We start from the raw sequence: 18101 nt of genomic DNA, 5'->3' as shown, positions 1-18101 counted from the left end.
AGCCGCCGGAGTGGGGGCTGCGGGTGCGGGGGCGGAGCCGGCTTCACCGATGACGGCGAGCTCGCCGCCGATCTCGACGACGTCGTCTTCCTGCGCGACGATCTTGGTCAGGACACCTGCTGCCGGCGACGGGATTTCGGTGTCGACCTTGTCGGTGGACACCTCGAGCAGGGGTTCGTCGACCTCGACGGTGTCGCCCTCCTGCTTGAGCCATCGAGTGACGGTCCCCTCGGTAACGCTCTCACCGAGTGCGGGCATCTGGACGGAGATGGCCATTGCGTTGACTCCTCGAAAAGGTCGCTCGTCACTTCGAATGTCTCGGCCCCATCCTGTCATGCCGGTGCATGCGAGGTGTGGCGGGTCGGGACTTTGTCGCGCTGTCTTGACACCACTTCTGAGCAGGCTACTGTCGCATTCAAACCAGTACCGGCGGTACGGGGTACTTTGAGCTCAGCGGGGTTTGACGATGCAGTTTGTGGATAGCGCGGACGGGACGCGGATCGCGACGTACGAGGAGGGCAATCCGGACGGTCCGGTGGTCGTGCTGGTGCACGGCTGGCCCGACTCGCACGACATGTGGGACGCCACGGTGCCGCACCTTGCCGACACCTACCGGGTGATCCGCTACGACAACCGTGGTTCGCGCAATTCCGGTGTGCCCAAGAAGGTTTCGTCGTACACGATGGCGCACTACGCCGACGACTTCGCGGCCGTCATCGAGGCGCTGGCGCCCGGGCAGAAGGTCCACGTGCTGGCCCATGATTGGGGCTCGGTGGGTATCTGGGAGTACCTGTCCCGGCCCGAATCGGTGGATCGTGTCGCGTCGTTCACCTCGACATCGGGGCCGAGCGCCGACCACACCCGTCGCTACATCATGGACGGCCTCAAGCGCCCCTATCAGCCGGTGCGGTTCCTTCGCTCGGTGTCGCAGTTCCTGCGGCTGACGTACCAGGGTTTCTTCTCGATCCCGTTGGTGGCGCGAGTGTTGGTCCGGGCCACTGTGCCGACCATCCTGCCTCAGCTGATGAAACGCCTTGATGGCATGTCCGACAACCAGATTCGGCATTCGGACACCTTCGCGACCGACGCCGCGAACAGCCTCAAGGTGTACCCGGCCAACTACTGGCGCACTCTGTTCAAGGGTCGGCGTGACCACTACGTCAACGTGCCGGTACAGGTGATCGTCAACCGCGGCGACCAGTTCGTCCGCCCGCACCTGTATGACGAGACGCCCCAATGGGTTCCGCAGCTGTGGCGCCGGGACATCGACTCGGGCCACTGGTCGCCGATGTCGCATCCGGAGCTGCTCGCCACCGCGGCCCGCGAACTCGCCGAACACGTAGCCGGCGCCGCGCCGGCCAGGGATCTGCAACTGGCCCAGATCGGCTAGGCCGGTTTCGGTCAACGTCAGGGGCGGTCGCCGTTGACGTTGACGTTGACGTTGTGCGTGACTTCGCTCTCGTGATTGACGTTCACTTGCGCCGCAGGTTTGCTCGGCGGTAGGAAAATGCGGTAACCGGTTCCGTCTCAGCTACCGCCGAGCTGTCGTTCCTGACGTGCCTAGCCGTTGGCCGCGATGTCCTGCAGCACGGCGAACATGGTCCGCGTCGGCACGCCGGTACCGCCCTTGCCGGTGTAACCCCAGGGGCTGCCGGTGTTGTAGGCCGGGCCGGCGACGTCGAGGTGCGCCCACTGCACACCGTCGGCGACGAACTCCCGCAGATACACCCCGGCCACCAGCATGCCCGCGTTGCGCACGCCGCTGACGTTCGCGAGGTCGGCGACCGTCGACTTCAGGTCGTCCTTGAGCTCTTCAGGCAACGGCATCGGCCAGGCGTTCTCGCCGACGTCCTGCGACAGCTTGGCGACTCGGTCGCGGAACTCGTCGGTGCCCATGACGCCGGGGGTACGCGCGCCGAGTGCCACGAGTTGCGCGCCAGTCAGCGTCGCCGTGTCGATCAGGTAATCGGGATTGTCCTCGCAGGCGCGGACGATGGCGTCGGCCAGGATCAGCCGGCCCTCGGCGTCGGTGTTGAGCACCTCGATGGTGGTGCCGCCGTACTGGGTCAGCACGTCGCCCGGCCGCTGCGCCGTCGACGACGGCATGTTCTCGGCCATGGGCACGGTGGCGGTGACGTCGACCGCCAGCTGCTGGCGCGCGGCCAGCACTACGGTGGCGATGACGGCTGCCGCACCACCCATGTCGGAGGTCATCTGGTGCATGTTGGCGGCCGGCTTGATCGAGATGCCGCCGGTGTCGAACGTGATGCCCTTGCCGACGAGTGCCACCTTCTTGGCGTCCTTCTTGCCGGAGCGGTAGGTCAGCCGCACCAGGCGCGGGCCGCGGGACGAGCCCTTGCCGACGCCCACGACGCCGCCGTAGCCGGCGTCTTCCAGTTCCTTCTTGCCCAGCACCTCGACCTCGAGGCCCGCGGACTTGCCCAAAGCCTTTGCGCGCTTGGCAAATTCACCCGGGAACAGGTGGCTCGGCGGGGTGTTGACCAGATCGCGGGCGGTCGCCACCGCGGTGGCGACATCGACGCCGCGGGCCGCCGCCGTCTCGGCATCGTCTGCGGTGGACAGCACGGTCAGCGCCGTCAGGCCTGCCTCTTTCGGGGCAGTCTTCGCGCTGCGGAATTCGGAGAACCGGTAGGCGCCCAGGATCAGGCCTTCGACGGCCGCCGCCACGTCCAACTCGGACAGCGTGGTCACCACGGTCTCGGTGCCATTGAGTGCGCGGGCCGCCACGCCGGCGGCGCGGCGGATGACATCGGCGGGCCACTCGTCGCGGTCCTTGCCGAGGCCGACGGCCAACACACTGGCCACCGGCAGCGACGGGACGAGCACGCGGGTCAGCTGCTCGGTCGAACCTTTCGCGCCCAGGGCCTTCAGTGCCACCTCGATCTCACCGGTGGCCTCGGCGTCAAGGAATGGGTTGGCCAGCACCTTGGCTTCGTCATTGTCGCCGGTGATGACCGGCACGATCAGCACCGCCGAATCCAAGTCGGACGGCAGGACGGATGCGACGGTGACGGCGGGGGACTGGTAACCGGGTGCGCTGCTCACCTGTCCCACCCTAGTCACTGTGTCTGCCGGGCCGCCCGCTCAGCGTCGGCGCAGACCTCGAATGCTGTCACCGGGTCGTTGAAACCCTTGAGTACCAACGGCTCCCGCGGCGCGATCGGCCATTTGCCGGGCATGTCGTACCAGGGGGCCGCCACCAGAATCTGCCCGGGCTCGGCCGCGGCGACCAGGCGGGCCGCCAGATTCACCGGATTGCCGAAGTAATCGCCACCGGTGGCCACCACCGAGCCGAAACTCAGGCCGGCCCGCACGCTGATGTGGGCCATCTTCGGACGAGGGTGGTGCACCAGGTCAACCGCGACCCGAGCGAGCGATTCGGGAGTGGCGCTGACCCACATCACCGCATCCCCGATGAACTTGACGACCCGGCCGCCATCAGCGTGCACCACGTCGTTGGTGATGGCGTTGAACTCGTTGAGCAAGCTGGTCAACTCGTCCGGCCTGAGCATCTGCGTGAGCTGCGTGAAGTTGGACAGGTCGGCAAACCCGACGCCACAGTCCAGCGTTGACGACTCATGATGGACGACACCGTCGAAATACGTTCGGGCAGAGGCAACATGGTGGCGGTGGACGGCGTCGATCATGCCGCCGATGCGCGGAATGAAATTGGCCGCCGCCCGGTAGGCCCGGGCGGTGACGAGTTCGTCGTGGCTGTGGGCCAGATCGAGGTTGGGCAGGCCGACGCGGCTCATCGATGCCAGGGCCTCGGCCACCCGCGCCACGCTGGCACCGATCACCCGCAGGAAGCCCCGTGCGGCATCGTCGCCGATCGCGGTCCGCAGATCCGCCCACGTGCGCAAGGCCTCGATGTCGTTGGCGGTGAGCATCGGCTCGGTCGGGTCGGCGACCGTCAAGCCCAGGACCGCCCAAGCCTGTTCGACGTCGGCCAGGGGCAACCCGAGCGCTTCGGCCGCGGAAGCCAGGCTGTGGCTGGGCTGCCCCGACCACTGCGCGACGTCTCCGGCCAGCCCGAACAACCGGCCCCGGCGCTCGGCCTCCACCATCTCCTCGGCGGTGAAACCGAGCCCGTCCAGGTATTCGATGAGCGGCGCGCGATCGCGCGCATCAGCGATGCCCGCGGCTTCCAGCGCGTCGAAATCGACCACGAAAGGAGTCTGCCAGCTAACGGGCGGGTGGCGGTGCGATCCGCCCGCATCGGCTGTAGTAGCCGGAGGGTCGGCGTCGTCTAGTCGGGGAGCCGTTCGAGGGCGCGCTTGGCCAGTTTGCGGACCTGCACGCTGGGGTCGTCGATATAGCGCTGGACACGAGCGCGCACGCCGGTTGCTTTCATCGCTATGAGTGCCTTGATCGCCGACTGCACGTACCTGCCGTCCAGCCAGTTCAATGCAATCTCTTGTGCCTCAGCGGTTTTCACTCGGCCTAGGTATTCGATGAGGTAGCCGCGGGTGAACCTGGGCGGCAGCTCTTCCATGATTGCCGCGATAACAGGCAAATCTGCGGCAGTCGCGATGCGCGCGAGTGTTGGTTCGGCATCGTCTTGGACTCTTCCGGTCGGCGGGGGCAGGCGCCGGAGTTGATTTACCACCGCATCGATCGCGTCCCGGTTACCCCGGGCGGCCGGGTCGTCGAGGGTGCGGACGAGCCCGATTCGCAGAAGTTCGCGATGTTCGGTTTCGGGTCCGGGAACTCGATCTTCGAGGCGATTGAGCCAGTCGACGAAGATCGGGATACCTTGCGGGACGGTTCGGGCGCGGTCGGCCAGATCGTTGAGCGTGTAGCACCGGACCCCGACATCGGCGAGTTCTTCGCAGATGCGGCGGTCGAAGCCTTTGTGTCCCTCGCGATACCTGGCCGGCAGGTTGTCCAACCAGTCATCACCTTCGGGCATGCCCTGATACGTGATGGGTGGCCAGGTGCCATCGGGGTTCTTCTTCGGTTTGGGTCGCCTTTTCGGTACCGTCCGGCGTTTCCTGGCCTCCGGCGATAGGCGTGGGAGGTCAGCACTGGTGGCTTCGATGGCCCCGATTGCCTGCCGCAAGTGGGCGATCGTGTCGTTGTGTGCGTCGTAGTCGACCACGACACGAGTCTGCCAGCCGGGGACGTGGCCACCATCGCCAACGCCGCGGATTGCAGCCACATACTGACTGCGATCCGAGGCGCAAGCACTAGGCTTTCTGGCCGTGAGTGAACTGTTGCAGGGCCCGCTGGAAGACCGTCACCGCGAACTCGGGGCGAGTTTCGCCGAATTCGGGGGCTGGTTGATGCCGGTGTCCTATGCCGGCACCGTGGCCGAGCACACCGCCACCCGCGAGGCCGTCGGCCTGTTCGACGTCAGCCATCTCGGCAAGGCTCTGGTTCGTGGCCCCGGCGCGGCCGAATTCGTCAACGCCGCCTTCACCAACGACCTGCGCCGCATCGGGCCGGGCAAGGCGCAGTACACCTTGTGCTGCAACTCTTCTGGCGGCGTGATCGACGACCTGATCGCCTACTACGTCTCCGACGACGAAATCTTCCTGGTCCCCAACGCGGCCAACACCGCCGCCGTGGTCGCCGAGCTGCAGCGCCTCGCCCCGCCCGAACTGACCATCACCGACGAGCACCGGTCCTACGCCGTGTTGGCCGTGCAGGGACCGAAGTCCACCGAGGTGCTCACCGCGCTCGGGCTGCCGACCGACATGGACTACATGGGGTACGCCGACGCCGAGTACGACGGCGTCCCGGTCCGCGTGTGCCGCACCGGCTACACCGGCGAGCACGGCTACGAACTGCTGCCCGAGTGGGACCGTGCAGGCGTCGTGTTCGACGCGCTGGTCGCCGCGGTGCAGGCCGCCGGCGGTGAACTCGCCGGGCTGGGCTCGCGCGACACCCTGCGCACCGAGATGGGCTACCCGCTGCACGGACATGAACTGTCGCTGGACATTTCGCCGCTGCAGGCCCGCTGCGGCTGGGCCATCGGCTGGAAGAAGGACGCCTTCTGGGGCCGGGACGCCCTGCTCGCGGAGAAGGCAGCAGGCCCCAAGCGGACGCTGCGCGGCCTCAAGGCCGTCGGCCGCGGCGTGCTGCGTGCCGACCTGACGGTGCTGGACGGGGACACCCCGGTGGGCATCACCACGTCGGGCACCTTCTCGCCGAGTCTGAAGGTCGGCATCGCGCTGGCGCTGCTCGACACGGCGGCCGACATCGCCGACGGCGCGCGGGTGACCGTCGATGTCCGGGGCCGGGCGCTCGAATGCGAGGTTGTGGCCCCGCCGTTTGTGGCAGCCAAAACGCGGTAGGGGGCGAGCGGAGCGACCGGGAAACGCGGTAGCCACGGGCGATACAATCGGCATATGACCGATGGCCCCCTCGAATTCACCGTGTCGCGCGCAAGCAACCCAGCGAGCGACGAGGTAAGGGCACAGGTTCTGGCCGACCCCGGATTCGGGCGGTTCCACACCGATCACATGGTGTCGATCGACTACAACGCCGACCGAGGCTGGCACGACGCCCGCGTCAGCGCCTACGGACCCATCGAACTGGACCCGTCGGCCATCGTCCTGCACTACGCGCAGGAAGTGTTCGAGGGGCTGAAGGCCTACCGCTGGAACGACAATTCGATCGTCTCGTTCCGCCCGGACGCCAACGCCGCCCGGCTGCAGTCGTCGTGCCGACGACTGGCCATCCCGGAGCTGCCCGCGGACGTGTTCGTCGAGTCGCTGCGTCAGCTGATCGCCGTCGACAACGAATGGGTGCCGGCCGCCGGTGGTGAGGCGTCGCTGTACCTGCGGCCGTTCATCATCGCCACCGAGCCGGGCCTGGGCGTGCGGCCCGCCAACGAGTACCGCTACCTGGTGATCGGCTCGCCGGCCGGCGCGTACTTCAAGGGCGGCATCAAGCCGGTGTCGGTGTACCTGTCCACCGAGTACGTGCGGGCCAGCCCGGGCGGTACGGGTGCGGCCAAGTTCGGCGGCAACTACGCCGCCTCGCTGCTGGCGCAGGCGCAGGCCGCCGAGATGGGTTGCGACCAGGTGGTCTGGCTGGACGCCATCGAGCGCCGGTACGTCGAAGAAATGGGTGGCATGAACCTGTTCTTCGTGTTCGGCAGCGGTGGTTCGGCGCGGCTGGTCACCCCGGAGCTGTCCGGTTCGCTGCTGCCCGGCATCACGCGGGATTCGTTGCTGCAGTTGGCGGTTGACGCCGGCTTCGCCGTCGAGGAACGCAAGATCGACATCGACGAGTGGCAGAAGAAGGCCGCCGCGGGGGAGATCACCGAGGTGTTCGCCTGCGGCACCGCGGCCGTCATCACCCCCGTCGCGCACGTGAAGTACGGCCACGGCGAATCGGCCGGCGAGTTCACCATCGGCGACGGCCAGCCCGGTGAGGTCACCATGGCCCTGCGCGACACCCTGACGGGTATCCAGCGCGGCACCTTCGCCGATACCCACAACTGGATGACGCGTCTGGGTTAGCCCACGTCCAACGTGAAGAAGATCGCGAGATTTCCAAGAAATCTCGCGATCTTCTTCACGTTCGGCGGCTAGTGGACGGCCAGCCCAAGCGCGGTCAGCGTCGTCGTGACTTCGACGGCGGCACCCAGCACGTCACCGGTGATCCCGCCGAATCGGCGGACGCAGTGCGCCACCAGGAGCGCCGCGACGATCAGTGCCACCAGCACGACCACCGGGCCCTGCCACAGCCGCGGCGTTGCCCAGGCTGACGCGACGGCCAGGGCCAGCGTCCACGCCGCCACCACCCACACCGGCTGACTGCCGGCGACCATCGCGCCCAACGTGCTGCCGGGTGCGGCCGGTACCGACGTGCGGCAGGCCGCCAGGGCCGCGACGCGACCCGCGGTGACGGCGACGACGACCGCCACCGGATTGAGCCCGGCGAAGGTCATGCTCTGCGCGCCGATCGCCACCACGATCGCGGCCACGCCGAAGGGACCCGCGGTCCCGCCACGCATGACGGCCAATGCCCGCTCGGGCGGCCCGTAACAGCCGAGGCCGTCGACAGTGTCGGACAGCCCGTCGATGTGCAGGCCGCGGGTCAACAGGAGCAGCGTCGTCACCGCGAGCAACCCGGCCAGTGGGCCGGTCGCGTACACGTGCCCCGCGCCCCAGACGACTGCCGCGGCAATGCCGCCGAGGACGACGCCCACCACCGGAAGTGCGGTCAGGGTGCCCCGTCCGAACGGCCGGTTGCTACGCACCGGGAGGACGGTGCTGAACGCGAAAGCCGAAGCGAGGGAACCGATCACGACGGTTTATCGGTGACGTTCGCCTCGCCGAACGTGGCCATGGACGCCAGCGTCGCCACCGCGGCCCGCAGTACCGGCAGCGCCACCGCGGCGCCGCTGCCTTCACCCAGGCGCATGCCGAGATCCAGGATCGGGGTCATCTGCAGCCGCTGCAGCGCCACCGAATGAGCGGGTTCCGTGGACAGGTGGGCGGCCTGCCACCAGGCTTTCGCGCCGGGGGCCAGCCGGTCGGCGACCAGAGCCGCGGCCGTCACCACCACGCCGTCGAGCAGCACCGGGGTCCGCCGCACCGCGGCCTGGGCCAGGAAACCGGCCATGGCGGCCAGGTCCGCGCCGCCGCAAACGGCAAGCAGCGCAACCGGATCGGCCTTCACCTGGCGGGCACGGAACAGCGCGTCACGGATGGCTGCGGTCTTGCGGGCCCAGCCCTCGTCGTCGACGCCGGTGCCGCGGCCCACCACGGCGACGGGCTCGGCGGCAGTCAGGGCGGCGACCAAAGTCGTTGCCGGAGTGGTATTTCCGATGCCCATATCGCCGGCGATGAGCAGGTCGGCGCCGGCGTCGACCTCTTGGTCGGCGATGGTGCGACCCGCCGCGATCGCCGCGACGGTCTCCTCGGTGGACAGGGCATCCTCGACGGCGATGTTGCCGCTGCCGCGCCGCACCTTGTGGGCGCCGATCGAGGGGGAGTGGGCCTCGCCGTCGACCGCGATGTCGACCACGCGCACGGTGGCCCCGGCGACGTCGGCCAGCACGTTGATGGCTGCGCCGCCGGCGTCGAAGTTCGCCACCATCTGCGCGGTGACCTCGGACGGGAATGCGGATACCCCGGACGCCGTCACCCCGTGGTCGCCGGCGAACACCACGATCCTGGCCCGCTCGAATTGCTTTGGCGGACAATGGCCTTGGCATGCCGAGACCCAGACCGACAGTTCCTCGAGGCGTCCCAACGAACCCGGCGGTTTCGTCAGGGTGTTCTGGCGCGCGAGGGCCGCCTGCCGTACGTCGGCGTCCGGTTTGGTCAGATCGGGAAATTGGGCACGGGGATCGCTCATCGGGGCTCCTTGACAGTGAGAGGCTGACCGGCCACCACCAGCACCACCCGGTCGCAGACCGCGGCCAGTCGCTGGTTGAGCGAGCCCAATTCGTCGGCAAACCGGCGGCCCGATTCCGTGGCCGGGACCACGGTCAGCCCGACCTCCGGGCTGACCAGGGCCAGGGGCCCGGTGAATTCGCTGACGGCCGAGGTCAACCCGTCGACCTCGGCCTGAATCGACCCGCCGGTCCAGGCGGCGCATCGGTCCATCGCAGCGACCAGCCAGCCGCCGATGTCATCGACCATGGTGGCGGTGCCGGAGACGGGCAAAGTGCTTGCCACGTCGGCGGATTCGACAGTCGACCAGTGATTCGGCCGTCGGTTCTGATGCGCTGAAACCCGGGCCGCGAAGTCGACGTCGCCGTCGACGGAACCGGTCGCGACGTAGCGCACCGGCCCGCTCGGCCCGGCCGCACGGCCGATCCAGTCTTCGGCCCACTGCGACTTTCCCGACCGGATGCCGCCGAGCACCAGGGTGCGCACCGGGCTCAGTCGACCTTGTCTCCGCGGCTGACCTGCGGCTTCGGCACGCGCATCCGGCGCAGCTGCGACGCCCGGCTGGACGCGTAAAAGCCCAGCTTCCAACCGCTTTCGGTGTTGTCCGGGAACTTCGCGTCGACGCGCTTGTTGACCCGGCGGCTGAGCAGGACGCCGTCGATGGCCATGATCACCATCAGGCCCAGCATCGCGACGGACAGCAGGCCCTGGGTCTGCACCGGCGGCAGCGCCATCATGAAGAACACCAGCACCAGTGCGGACGGCATGAACAGGCCGAGCACGTTGCGCCGGGAGTCGACGAGATCGCGGACGTAGCGCTTGACCGGGCCCTTGTCGCGCGGCAGCAGGTAGGCCTCGTCGCCGGCCATCATCTTGGCGCGCCGCGAATCCATATCGGCCCGACGGGCCAGGCGATCGGCCTTGCGCTCGTCCTTGGACTTCGAGTTGCGAAGTTCCTTGCGTCGCTTACGCGCCTCGGACGTCGTCATGGGCGCCGGCGCCACCGGGCCCCGCTTGCGGGCCGCGGCGCTCTGCTTGGGCGTCGGCCGGCCCTTGGGCGCGGTGGTGCGCACAGCGGCGTCGACGTCCGAGTTGCCGGTCGCGGTGACGTCGTCAGCGTTGCTGCCGTCGTCTCCCGAGTCGGCGTTGTCCTTCTTGCGGCCCAGCAGATTCACGCACCCAGGTTACTTCGGTGGCCACGGTCGGCCGTCATGCACCCGAGCCCAGGGCGGCTTAACCTGCTTCGATGAGAGTCCTCGTCGCCCCCGACTGTTACGGCGACAGCCTCACCGCCGTGGAGGCCGCGGCGGCGATCGCCGCGGGCTGGGCGGTCGCGCGGCCGGCCGACACCCTGGTGCTGGCCCCGCAGTCCGACGGTGGTCCCGGCTTCGTCGACGTCCTGGCCGAACGGCTGGGCGGTCTGCAGACGGCCACGGTGCGCGGCCCGCTGGATCGCGACGTCACCGCGCAATGGGTGCTGCACGAGGACACTGCCTATATCGAGTGCGCGCAGGCCTGCGGGTTGGCCCTGCTCGGCGGGCCGCCCACCGTGCGGACCGCGCTCGACGCCGGCAGCTTCGGGGTCGGGCAGCTGGTGGACGCCGCGCTGGCGGCCGGGGCACGGCGAGTGGTCGTGGGCCTCGGCGGCAGTGCCTGCACCGACGGCGGCCGGGGACTCGTCGACGCGCTGGGCGGGCTGGCGTCCGCGCACCGCAGGCTGGCCGACACCGACCTGATCGTCGCCTCGGACGTCGAGCACCCGCTGTTGGGACCGATGGGTGCCGCGGCGGTGTTCGGTCCGCAGAAGGGGGCCGATCCCGCGACGGTGACGCTGCTCGAGCAGCGCCTCACAGTGTGGGCCCACGAACTCGAGTCGGTCGCCGGCCGCGACGTCGCCGTCGAGCCCGGCGCCGGCGCCGCGGGCGGCCTCGGGGCGGCGCTGCTGGCGCTGGGCGGACGGCGCGAATCCGGCGCGACGGTGATCGCCGCCCACACCGGGCTGGCCGCCGACCTGGCAGCCGCCGACCTCGTCATCACCGGCGAGGGCCGGTTCGACGACCAGTCGCTGCACGGCAAGGTGATCAGCGCCCTCGCCGCGGGCGCCCGGACACACGGTTCGCCGGTCCTGGTGCTGGCCGGGCAGGTGACGCTGGACGCGTCCGCGCTGGCCGACGCCGGGGTCGAGGCAGCCCATTCGATCACCGATCACGCCGGTTCGGTGGAGCTCGCCATCGGCGACGCGGCCAACCAGCTGACCGGATTGGCTGCGGCTGTCGCCGCTGGAGTCGGGAATAACGGCCGGACAAGGTACCGTTGAGAGTGCCTGGATACTGCCAGGCAATCGATGCACCAGGGAGAAGCAATGACTGTTGAGGAAGCGACCAGCACCGGTACCTCGACCGAGACCCACGGCGTGATCCTGAGCGACGCCGCGGCCGCCAAGGCCAAGGCCCTGCTGGATCAGGAAGGCCGTGACGACCTTGCGCTGCGTATCGCCGTGCAACCAGGCGGCTGCGCCGGCCTGCGTTACAACCTGTTCTTCGATGACCGCACCCTCGACGGTGACCTGACGGCCGAGTTCGGTGGCGTCAACCTCACCGTCGACCGGATGAGTGCCCCCTACGTGCAGGGCGCGACCGTCGACTTCGTCGACTCCATCGAGAAGCAGGGCTTCACCATCGACAACCCGAACGCCACCGGCTCCTGCGCCTGCGGCGATTCGTTCAACTGACCTAGCCGACCGTGCTGGTCCGGCGGCCTCTCCTACAGGGAGTCCGCCGGACGCGGCAGGTACGAGCAGACCAGAGTCTCGCGCGGCTGCACCAGCAGCTGGGCGACCGCCTGGAATTCGTTGTTCTTCGGTCCCGAACCGCGCGGCAGCCGGCCTGACGGCGCCACCTTCATGGTGAACAGCACCTGCGCCTGATTCGGCGACAGCATCACGATCTTGTCGATCGACGTCACATCCGCCTGACCGAACTGCTTGCGGAACGCATCACTGGCCAGATTCGCCACGGTGAAATCCGTGGCGTGATCCTTCACGCCGTCATACAAGCCGCACAGCGCATGCCGGGCCACCGCTTGCTTGTCCTGCTGCAGCAGCGCGTTCAGATAGCCCTGGATCGCCGACTTGGCGGTGGCATCCGTCAGGCCGCGGTCGCTGGTGCTGCGGACCGTGAAGATGATTCCGCCGATGACCGCGATGACCGCAACCACGGCGCCGACGACCAGCAGGATTCGCTTCTTGTTGTTACCGCCGCCCGACGGGTACTGCACCGCCGGTGGCAGCGTCGTCGGATAGGCCGGAGGAGGGCCGGCGGAAGGTGCGCTGTAGGGGGCACCGTAAGTGGAGTTCCCCGGACCCGGCTGCGGGGGAATCGATTCCGGGTACGGATATGCGCCGTCCATGTTGTCCACAGGCTAGCGCACCCGGCCGGGCGGACCGGTCCGGCTACTCCGGGTGCGCTAGGTAAGCTCGCCGAATGACCATTGCCGTGACCGGATCGATCGCGACCGACCATTTGATGCGTTTCCCCGGCCGATTTGCCGATCAGTTGCTGGCCGAGCACCTCCAGAAGGTGTCGCTGAGCTTCCTGGTCGACGACCTGGTGGTGCACCGCGGCGGCGTCGCCGGCAACATCGCCTACGCCATCGGCATCCTGGGCGGCAGCCCGACGCTGGTCGGCGCGGTGGGCAAGGATTTCGACGAATACCGCGGCTGGCTGACGGCGCACGGCGTCGACTGCTCGCAGGTGCTGGTGTCCGACTCCGCCTACACCGCCCGGTTCGTTTGCACCACCGACGAGGACATGGCGCAGCTGGCGTCGTTCTATCCCGGTGCCATGTCCGAGGCGCGCAACATCAAGCTGGCCGATCTCGTTGCCGCCCAGGGCGAGCCGGAGCTCGTGATCGTCGGGGCCAACGACCCTGAGGCCATGTTCCTGCACACCGAGGAATGCCGGAAGCTGGGCCTGCCCTTCGCCGCCGACCCCAGCCAGCAGCTGGCCCGCCTGTCCGGCGAGGAAATCCGTCGCCTCATCGACGGCGCCGCCTACCTGTTCACCAACGACTACGAGTGGGACCTGCTGCTGCAGAAGTCCGGCTGGTCCGAGGCCGAGGTGATGAGCCAGATCCAGCTGCGGGTCACCACGCTGGGGGAGAAGGGCGTCGACATCGTCGGCCGCGACGGGTCGTTCATCCACGTCGACGTGGTGCCCGAGAACGAGAAGGTCGATCCCACCGGCATCGGTGACGCCTTCCGGGCCGGCTTCCTCACGGGCCGCGGCGCCGGCCTGAGCCTGGAGCGGGCTGCTCAGCTGGCCTCGCTCGTCGCCACGCTGGTGCTCGAGGCGCCGGGTCCGCAGGAATGGACCTGGGACAAAGCCACTGCGCTGCCGCGTCTTTCGGCTGCGTTCGGGGCCGAGGCCGCCGACGAGATCGCCGCAGCCCTGGGCTGACAACAACTCGCGCCGAGAGTGCGGGAAGTGGCCGAATTCAAGCCGAATTCGCGGTCATTTCCCGCACTTTCGGTGTATTCGGGGTCAGAGCTCGACGGGGTAGACGGGCTCGCTGATCTGCGGCGTGACGCTGCCCTCGATGAAGATGGCGTGCCACAGCATGAAGATCAGCACCGTCCACAGCCGGCGGCTGTGATCGCTGACGCCGTTGCGGTGCTCCTCGAGCATCTGCCGCACGGCGTCCAGGTCGATCAGGTCCCCGGTCTGCGACGCGTTGACCATCGCGTAGGCCCACTCCAGCAGCTCACCGGAGCGCAGCCAGTGCCGGATCGGCACCGGGAAACCCAGCTTCGCGCGGTGCAGCACATGGGCGGGCACGATCGGCTCAAGGGCGCGCCGCAACGCGTATTTGGTCGTGGTCCGGGTGATCTTCTGGTCGTACGGCAGCCTGGATGCGACCGCGAAGACCTCGGGATCGAGGAACGGCACCCGCAGTTCCAGTGAGTTGGCCATGGTCATCTTGTCGGCCTTGACCAGGATGTCGCCGCGCAACCAGGTGAACAGATCCAAGTGCTGCATGCGCGCCACCGGATCCCAGCCGGCGGATTCGGCGTAGATCGGCGCCGTCACATCGGTGTGGGTCCACTCCGGATTGAACTGCGCCAGGGTCGTCTGCAGCTGCTCGTCGGAGAAGCTGCGGGCGTTGCCGTAGTAGCGCTCCTCGAGCGTCAGCGACCCGCGGTGCAGCAGGCTCTTGCCCCGCATACCGTCCGGCAGCGACTTGGACGCCTTGCCGAGCCCACGCCGCAGCCCGCGCGGGACACGGTCGAACGCCTTGAGCGACAACGGTTCCCGATAGATGGTGTAGCCGCCGAACAACTCGTCGGCGCCCTCGCCCGAGAGCACGACCTTGACGTGCTTGCGGGCCTCGCGGGCGATGAAGAACAGCGGCACCAGTGCCGGGTCGGCCACCGGCTCGTCCAGGTACCAGACGATCTCCGGCAGCGCCTCGACGAACTCAGCCTGGCTGACCACCTTGGTCACGTGCCGTGCGCCGATGGCCTCGGCGGAGGCGACGGCCACGTCGACCTCCGAGAATCCTTCGCGCTCAAAGCCTGTGGTGAACGTGATCAGTTTCGGGTTGTGCCGCATCGCCAACGCGGCGATCGCGGTGGAGTCGATACCGCCGGACAGGAACGCGCCGACGGTCACGTCGGCCCGCATGTGCTTGGCGACGGAATCCTCCAGCACCGCGGTGATTTCGTCGTACCGGGCCTGCTCCTGCCCTGTGACAAATGGCACAGCGGCGAACTTCGGCTTGAAGTACCGCGTCACCTCGGGCTGCTGGCCGGGCCGGATCCGGGCGTAGCTGCCCGATTCCAGCCGCCGGATGCCGCGCTGCAGCGTCTCGGGTTCGGGCACGTACTGCAGCACCGTGTAGTGCTGTACGGCGCGTTCGTCGATGCTCAGGTCGATGCCGGCGCGGGCCGCCAGATCGAGAAGGCACTTCTTCTCGCTGCCCACGATGGTGCCGCCGGGGCCCGTCGCCAGGTACAGCGGCTTGATGCCGAACGGGTCACGCGCGCAGAACAACTCACGGGTCTGCGTGTCCCACAGCGCGAAGGCGAACATCCCGCGCAAGCGGCCCAGCGCCGCCGTGCCCCAGTAGTGGTACGCGGCGACGATCGCCTCGCTGTCGCCCTCGGTGACGAACTCGGCGCCGAACTCGGCCCGCAGTTCCTCGCGCAACTCGAGGTAGTTGTAGATCTCGCCGTTGAACACCAGTGCATACCGGTCCGGCGACTCCGGCGGGCCCCAGCGCAGCGGCTGATGGCTGTGCGCGATGTCGATGATCGAGAGCCGGTTGAAGCCGAACACGACGGTGTGGTGGCCATCGGTCGGATCGCTGTCGTCCGCCCACGCTCCCGACTCGTCCGGACCGCGGTGGCGCATCGGATGCGTGGCATCCGAAACCGCGTTCACCAGGTCAGTGGAATGGTCGGCAAGAGGGTCGGCCAGATAGGCCAGCAGTCCGCACACGGCGCCAGTATGCCTGTTCAGGCGGGTGAACTCAGAACTGACGCTGCCGATTGGCCGGTCGCTTCGCTCGGCGCCATGGGCGTGGTCTACGCTGCGTAGTATTCGACCGGCTTGACCGACCTCTAGGAGGGCCTCAACGTGACCGCTCGCGGGCTCCGTTTGGTGGCGTTGTCCGCCATTCTCGGCGCGTCGACGCTGCTGCTCAGCGGATGCAGCTGGCAGACCGTATTCGGCTTGGGCTGGCCGGAGGGTATTACCCCCGAAGCCCATGCGAACCGTGACCTGTGGGTCTGGTCGGTCATCGCCTCGTTCGTCGTCGGCGCCATTGTGTGGGCGCTGATCTTCTGGGCGATGGCGTTCCATCGCAAGAAGAAGACCGACACGGAGCTGCCTCGCCAGTTCGGCTACAACATGCCGCTGGAACTGGTGCTGACCGTCGTGCCGTTCCTCATCATCTCGGTGCTCTTCTACTTCACCGTCGTGGTGCAGGAGAAGATGATGGACCACAGCAAGCCTGCTGAGGTCACCATCGACGTCACCGCGTTCCAGTGGAACTGGAAGTTCGGCTACCAGAAGGTGGCCTTCAAGGACAACACCTTCTCTTACGACGGCGCTGACGCCGCCCGCAAGGAAGCCATGAAGTCCAAGCCCGAGGGCAAGGACGCGCATGGCGAGGAGAAGGTCGGCGCGATCCGCGGCGAGAACCCCGAGGACCGCAGCTACCTGAACTTCGACAAGGTCGAGACCATCGGCTCCAGCACCGAGATTCCGATCCTGGTCCTGCCGAAGGGCAAGCGCATCGAGTTCCAGATTGCGTCGGCTGACGTCATCCACGGCTTCTGGGTGCCGGAGTTCCTGTTCAAGCGGGACGTCATCCCGAACCCCGAGGCCAACCACTCGGACAACATCTTCCAGGTCACCGAGATCGAGAAGACCGGTCCGTTCGTCGGCCGCTGCACCGAGATGTGCGGCACGTACCACTCGATGATGAACTTCGAGGTGCGCGTGGTGGAGCCGGAGCAGTTCAAGGCCTACCTGCAGTACCGCGTCGATCACCCCAAGGCGACCAACGCCGATGCGCTGGTGTCGATCGGACTGCCGCCGGTGGCCCAGACGACCCATCCGTTCGACACTCGCCGCGGCGAGCAGGCCGGCTCACCGGCTCAGGCGAGCAAGTAGGGGATACGCAATGCATATCGAAGCCCGACTTTTCGAGATTCTGACCGCCTTCTTCGCCCTGGCGACCGTCGGCTACGGCGCGCTGACCGCGCTGTACGCCAACGGTGGCGTGGAGTGGGCCGGCACCACAGCGCTGGTGCTGACCACCGGTCTGTCGCTGATCATCGGCACGTTCTTCCGGTTCGTGGCCCGTCGTCTCGACACCCGGCCCGAGGACTACGAAGACGCCGAGATTTCCGACGGCGCAGGCGAGCTGGGCTTCTTCAGCCCGCACAGCTGGTGGCCATTGCTGATCGCGCTGTCGGCCTCGACCACTGCGGTCGGTATCGGCCTGTGGCTGCCCTGGCTGATCGTTGCCGGTGTGTGCTTCGTGCTGGCCACCGTCGCGGGCCTGACGTTCGAGTACTACACGGGCCCCGAGAAGCACTGACATCTACGGACCCTGTGACCTGATCGCTCTGCGGTCAGGTCACAACCGTATGTCAGATGGTCCTGAAGGCGGCCTCCTCACGGCCACGCCGGGCCCATGTTGGGTAATGTCTGCCTGAGCGCTGGAATGTCGCCGCAAGCGGTGTTCCTCAGCTGCAGCGACACAGCGGTCGAGAGGGATTAGGCGTACGTGAGCGGGTCACATTCCTCGGGCTCGGATGATGCGGCCCGGGAGACATCGGGCGTCGGTGAAGGCACCGGCGAAACCGAGATCTATTCGCAGGCCTACTCTGCGCCCGAGTCCGAGCACTTCACCGTCGCTCCGTACGTGCCGCCCGAGCCAGGGCTGTACGACTACGACAGCTACGAGGCCAAATCCGACACCACCGACGACGCCCCGCCACCGCGGTGGCCGTGGGTGGTCGGCGTCGTGGCGATCATCGCCGCAATCTCATTGGTGGCGTCGGTCGCCATTCTGGTGACCCGCAACACCAGCTCGGAGAACGTCGCGACGCCGTCGACGAGCACCACGTCGGCGCCCCCGTTCCAGGACGAATTCACCACCACGACTCCGCCGCCGCCTCCGTCGACGACCACCGAAGCGCCCCCGCCGCCACCC

At 68.0% G+C, this 18101-nt stretch carries 18 protein-coding genes and 1 pseudogene; 9 read left to right on the top strand and 10 right to left on the bottom strand.

Translation table 11 applies throughout. The features are described 5' to 3' along the window. Positions 1 to 276 (bottom strand): biotin/lipoyl-containing protein (locus tag TL10_RS28295; RefSeq protein ID WP_043988278.1); only part of this gene is annotated, 276 nt, incomplete at its 3' end. Positions 277 to 466: 190 nt separating this feature from the next. Here TL10_RS28295 and TL10_RS28290 point away from each other — a divergent pair. Next, on the top strand, positions 467 to 1390 hold the full coding sequence (locus TL10_RS28290) for an alpha/beta fold hydrolase (protein ID WP_043988281.1): 924 nt from the start codon (positions 467 to 469) through the stop codon (positions 1388 to 1390). 170 nt (positions 1391 to 1560) lie between these two features. Here TL10_RS28290 and TL10_RS28285 read toward each other — a convergent pair whose 3' ends face one another. The 3 genes from TL10_RS28285 to TL10_RS28275 all read right to left on the bottom strand — a co-directional run bounded on the left by TL10_RS28285 (position 1561) and on the right by TL10_RS28275 (position 4912). Then, the gene (locus TL10_RS28285) at positions 1561 to 3066 is read right to left on the bottom strand and encodes a leucyl aminopeptidase (protein WP_043988276.1); all 1506 of its coding nucleotides are present in this window, start codon (positions 3064 to 3066) and stop codon (positions 1561 to 1563) included. Between the two features lie 14 nt (positions 3067 to 3080). Beyond that, a complete protein-coding gene (locus TL10_RS28280) occupies positions 3081 to 4190 on the bottom strand; it encodes an adenylate/guanylate cyclase domain-containing protein (RefSeq protein WP_043399768.1) in 1110 nt (369 codons plus the stop codon). Positions 4191 to 4270: 80 nt separating this feature from the next. Next, complete coding sequence (locus tag TL10_RS28275) at positions 4271 to 4912, bottom strand: hypothetical protein (RefSeq protein WP_043988280.1); 642 nt, start codon at positions 4910 to 4912, stop codon at positions 4271 to 4273. A 313-nt stretch (positions 4913 to 5225) separates the two neighbouring features. On the opposite strand from TL10_RS28275, the gene gcvT reads away from it, so the two are divergent. Together gcvT and TL10_RS28265 are read left to right on the top strand one after the other, a co-directional pair. Then, a complete protein-coding gene (gene gcvT / locus TL10_RS28270; protein WP_043988274.1) occupies positions 5226 to 6320 on the top strand; it encodes a glycine cleavage system aminomethyltransferase GcvT in 1095 nt (364 codons plus the stop codon). 54 nt (positions 6321 to 6374) lie between these two features. Further along, positions 6375 to 7493: a branched-chain amino acid aminotransferase gene (locus TL10_RS28265; protein ID WP_043399660.1), complete on the top strand. Its 1119-nt coding sequence runs from the start codon at positions 6375 to 6377 to the stop codon at positions 7491 to 7493. A gap of 68 nt (positions 7494 to 7561) precedes the next feature. On the opposite strand, the gene TL10_RS28260 is transcribed toward TL10_RS28265, so the two are convergent. Genes TL10_RS28260 through TL10_RS28245 form a run of 4 tightly spaced genes read right to left on the bottom strand, consistent with a single transcriptional unit; the run spans position 7562 to position 10552 of the window. Continuing rightward, positions 7562 to 8284: an adenosylcobinamide-GDP ribazoletransferase gene (locus TL10_RS28260; protein ID WP_043988272.1), complete on the bottom strand. Its 723-nt coding sequence runs from the start codon at positions 8282 to 8284 to the stop codon at positions 7562 to 7564. Further along, positions 8281 to 9339 carry a nicotinate-nucleotide--dimethylbenzimidazole phosphoribosyltransferase gene (gene cobT / locus TL10_RS28255; protein WP_043988271.1) on the bottom strand — a complete coding sequence of 353 codons (1059 nt, stop codon included), beginning with the start codon at positions 9337 to 9339 and terminating at the stop codon, positions 8281 to 8283. The genes TL10_RS28260 and cobT overlap by 4 nt, the downstream gene beginning before the upstream one ends. Beyond that, positions 9336 to 9863, bottom strand: a complete 528-nt coding sequence (locus tag TL10_RS28250; protein WP_043988270.1) for a bifunctional adenosylcobinamide kinase/adenosylcobinamide-phosphate guanylyltransferase — start codon at positions 9861 to 9863, stop codon at positions 9336 to 9338. Before TL10_RS28250 ends, cobT begins: the two co-directional genes overlap by 4 nt. A 5-nt stretch (positions 9864 to 9868) precedes the next feature. Further along, positions 9869 to 10552, bottom strand: a complete 684-nt coding sequence (locus tag TL10_RS28245) for a DUF3043 domain-containing protein (RefSeq protein ID WP_043399650.1) — start codon at positions 10550 to 10552, stop codon at positions 9869 to 9871. Positions 10553 to 10623: 71 nt separating this feature from the next. On the opposite strand from TL10_RS28245, the gene TL10_RS28240 reads away from it, so the two are divergent. Continuing rightward, a complete protein-coding gene (locus TL10_RS28240) occupies positions 10624 to 11694 on the top strand; it encodes a glycerate kinase family protein (protein ID WP_043988269.1) in 1071 nt (356 codons plus the stop codon). 45 nt (positions 11695 to 11739) lie between these two features. Continuing rightward, the gene (locus tag TL10_RS28235; RefSeq protein ID WP_043399648.1) at positions 11740 to 12108 is read left to right on the top strand and encodes a HesB/IscA family protein; all 369 of its coding nucleotides are present in this window, start codon (positions 11740 to 11742) and stop codon (positions 12106 to 12108) included. Positions 12109 to 12140: 32 nt separating this feature from the next. On the opposite strand, the gene TL10_RS28230 is transcribed toward TL10_RS28235, so the two are convergent. Then, positions 12141 to 12785, bottom strand: a complete 645-nt coding sequence (locus tag TL10_RS28230) for an Rv0361 family membrane protein (protein WP_043399767.1) — start codon at positions 12783 to 12785, stop codon at positions 12141 to 12143. A 74-nt stretch (positions 12786 to 12859) separates the two neighbouring features. Between TL10_RS28230 and TL10_RS28225 the strand changes: the two genes are divergently transcribed. Further along, a complete protein-coding gene (locus TL10_RS28225; RefSeq protein WP_043988268.1) occupies positions 12860 to 13834 on the top strand; it encodes a carbohydrate kinase family protein in 975 nt (324 codons plus the stop codon). 84 nt (positions 13835 to 13918) lie between these two features. Here TL10_RS28225 and asnB read toward each other — a convergent pair whose 3' ends face one another. After that, positions 13919 to 15874 (bottom strand): asparagine synthase (glutamine-hydrolyzing), encoded by a 1956-nt coding sequence (asnB, locus tag TL10_RS28220; protein WP_043988266.1) that lies wholly within the window; start codon positions 15872 to 15874, stop codon positions 13919 to 13921. Between the two features lie 138 nt (positions 15875 to 16012). Between asnB and ctaC the strand changes: the two genes are divergently transcribed. The 3 genes and pseudogenes from ctaC to TL10_RS28205 form a co-directional block, all read left to right on the top strand. After that, on the top strand, positions 16013 to 17053 hold the full coding sequence (ctaC, locus tag TL10_RS28215) for an aa3-type cytochrome oxidase subunit II (protein WP_043399643.1): 1041 nt from the start codon (positions 16013 to 16015) through the stop codon (positions 17051 to 17053). A 10-nt stretch (positions 17054 to 17063) separates the two neighbouring features. After that, positions 17064 to 17483: a cytochrome c oxidase subunit 4 gene (locus tag TL10_RS28210; protein ID WP_043399640.1), complete on the top strand. Its 420-nt coding sequence runs from the start codon at positions 17064 to 17066 to the stop codon at positions 17481 to 17483. A gap of 189 nt (positions 17484 to 17672) precedes the next feature. Then, positions 17673 to 18101, top strand: a pseudogene (locus TL10_RS28205) (hypothetical protein); the annotation flags it as partial.

Origin of the sequence: Mycolicibacterium llatzerense, assembly GCF_000878195.1 — a bacterium.
Taxonomy (GTDB): domain Bacteria; phylum Actinomycetota; class Actinomycetes; order Mycobacteriales; family Mycobacteriaceae; genus Mycobacterium; species Mycobacterium llatzerense.
This window is presented reverse-complemented; position numbering and strand designations above follow the sequence as displayed.

What these genes read in the sequence shown, in the direction of transcription:
- TL10_RS28290 (WP_043988281.1), top strand. Translation starts at nt 467, where the DNA reads ATGCAGTTTGTGGATAGCGCGGACGGGACGCGGATCGCGACGTACGAG.
- TL10_RS28265 (WP_043399660.1), top strand. Translation starts at nt 6,375, where the DNA reads ATGACCGATGGCCCCCTCGAATTCACCGTGTCGCGCGCAAGCAACCCA.
- cobT (WP_043988271.1), bottom strand. Translation starts at nt 9,339, where the DNA reads ATGAGCGATCCCCGTGCCCAATTTCCCGATCTGACCAAACCGGACGCC.
- TL10_RS28240 (WP_043988269.1), top strand. Translation starts at nt 10,624, where the DNA reads ATGAGAGTCCTCGTCGCCCCCGACTGTTACGGCGACAGCCTCACCGCC.
- TL10_RS28235 (WP_043399648.1), top strand. Translation starts at nt 11,740, where the DNA reads ATGACTGTTGAGGAAGCGACCAGCACCGGTACCTCGACCGAGACCCAC.
- TL10_RS28230 (WP_043399767.1), bottom strand. Translation starts at nt 12,785, where the DNA reads ATGGACGGCGCATATCCGTACCCGGAATCGATTCCCCCGCAGCCGGGT.
- TL10_RS28225 (WP_043988268.1), top strand. Translation starts at nt 12,860, where the DNA reads ATGACCATTGCCGTGACCGGATCGATCGCGACCGACCATTTGATGCGT.
- TL10_RS28210 (WP_043399640.1), top strand. Translation starts at nt 17,064, where the DNA reads ATGCATATCGAAGCCCGACTTTTCGAGATTCTGACCGCCTTCTTCGCC.